Source organism: Chamaesiphon sp. OTE_20_metabat_361 (assembly GCF_031364565.1).
This window is the reverse complement of the sequence record NZ_JANLWO010000592.1, coordinates 1-2,323: the sequence shown is the minus strand read 5'-3', so window position 1 is coordinate 2,323 and position 2,323 is coordinate 1. Positions and strand designations below refer to the sequence as shown.

Below are 2,323 nucleotides of genomic sequence, written 5' to 3'. Positions count from 1 at the left end.
CGCGTAAGTGAATTAAATAATTCGGCTTCGATTTCACTTTTCAGGGTAATTACGGATGCCATCTCGATCGACCTGGAGATCGATATCGATCGAGTCTCTATTGATGAGAGCTACTTATTGTCCTCAATTCTGTCCGGATCTGGTGGGTATTGTCGTATATCAACCCTTTGACACAGCAGGAAAACGATTACCTTCGGTAGGCGATGCCAACGATTCAATAATCGTATAGATGACTGGTGCTTGGGTATATTGCGAACTACCCAACATGATTGCATCTGCACCTAAGCTCAACCGAATCGAATTATCCTTAAAGTCACTTACCGATACTCGCAGCCTCAAAGAACTTTTCTACGATCGATTGCATTACGATCGAGTCAGTGAACCTATTTCTACTCGCAGATTTTCGGATTCGGTACGGGCTAGTCTGGGAGATAGCGAACCGCTACTATTGGCTAATGGTGGAGTCGGGGGACAGTTTAAGGTCATTTACACGCGGTTGAGTTCCCAACAGATCTACAAGCAGGAACAGTGGGGGATTATTGAGGCGTTGTTGGGTATTCATCCACACTCGCTGTTTGTCTTCTATGATCGGGATCAGGATGACTGGCATTTTATCAATGCTAAATATGATGAATCCCCCAGCCCCCTTGGGAAGGGGACTAAGAGGTTGTTGCGGCGGATTGTGGTGAATCGGCGGGAGCAATTACGCACGGCGATCGAACAAATTGGTGAATTAGATTTACAGTCGATCGGGCAGGAATACGGAAAGAAGGCGATCGATCTTGAGCCGCTGGAGATTCAGATTCAGCATGATGAGGCGTTTGATGTTGAAAAGGTAACGGATCGGTTCTTCTCTGAGTACAAGCTGGTATTTGAATCGGTTGAGGGTTCGATCGAGGGCATCGAAAACGATGAGCAGAAGCGGTTATTTACGCAGAAGTTGTTCAACCGTCTGATGTTTATTGCTTTTGTGCAGAAGAAGGGCTGGCTGGAGTTTAATGGCTCTGGGGATTATTTTAAGGCTCTCTGGCAGGATTATAGGAAGGAATCCCCCAACCCCCTTGGGAAGGGGGCTATGAGGGAGGAGAGGAATTTTTATCGCGATCGATTGTCGCATTTGTTCTTTGAGGGTTTGAACGATCCTGACAAGCAGGGTGACAAGAAGCTGATTAAATTAATTGGTAATGTGCCATATCTCAACGGCGGGTTGTTCGAGGAGGATATAAGTGAGACGGTGCCTGGGATTGTGGTGCCGGATAGGGCGATCGAGGATATTCTCACGAAGTTATTTGACAGGTTTAATTTTACGGTGAGTGAGAGTACGCCCCTGGATGTGGATGTGGCGGTAGATCCTGAAATGTTGGGAAAGGTGTTCGAGGAGTTGGTGACAAATCGGCATGGTTCGGGGAGCTACTATACGCCGAAGCCGATTGTGGCTTTTATGTGTCGGGAGACGCTGAAGGGTTATTTGAAGTCGAAGTGTGCTGAGGATGGGGAGAAGATCGATCGATTTGTGGATGACCATGAGAGTGGCGATCTAGCCGATCCTGAAGCTGTTTTGAATGCGTTGAAGACTGTCACCGCTTGCGATCCGGCTTGTGGTAGTGGTGCGTACCTATTGGGGATGATGCACGAGTTACTGGAGCTAAGAGCGTGTCTATTTGCTAGCGATAAGCTGGGGGCGGAGAGTGTCTATGCGCGGAAGCTGGAAATTATTGAGAATAATCTTTATGGGGTGGATAAGGATGTGTTTGCGGTCAATATTGCGCGGCTGCGGTTGTGGTTATCGCTGTCGGTAGATGGAGACAAGCCCCAACCTTTGCCGAACCTCAAGTACAAGTTGGAGCAGGGGGATAGTTTGATTACGCCAGTGATGGTGAGTCAGCTATCGTTACGAGCAGGTTCGGTGCAGGAGTTTCAGCGGCTCAAGTCTGAATATTTAACGGCGCATGGGAAGGAGAAAAAGGCTGGTTTAGAGAAGAAGATCGAGGATATTAAGGAGCAAATTGCAACTTTTACGCCTGGGGTTTACAAAGCGGGTGATTTCGATTGGATGGTGGATTTTGCCGAGATTATGGCGGATGGTGGGTTTGATATTCAGGTTGCAAATCCGCCTTATGTGAGGATGGAACTTTTCAAGGAAATTAAATCTACTTTGAAAAAGAACTTTCCAGAAGCTCATAGCGATCGATCTGATTTGTACTGCTATTTCTATGCTCGATCGCTGCAATTACTAAAGCCTGAGGGAATGCTAGCTTTTATTTCTTCAAATAAATGGTTCAAGGCTGGATATGGAGCAAAGTTGCGTGAATATATTGCTAAG

General features: G+C 46.7%; 1 protein-coding gene. It reads left to right on the top strand.

Features of this window, described 5'->3' with window-relative positions; translation table 11 throughout:
• Positions 1-265: 265 nt before the first annotated feature.
• Positions 266-2,323 (top strand): Eco57I restriction-modification methylase domain-containing protein (locus RMO35_RS17035; protein WP_309742509.1); only part of this gene is annotated, 2,058 nt, incomplete at its 3' end.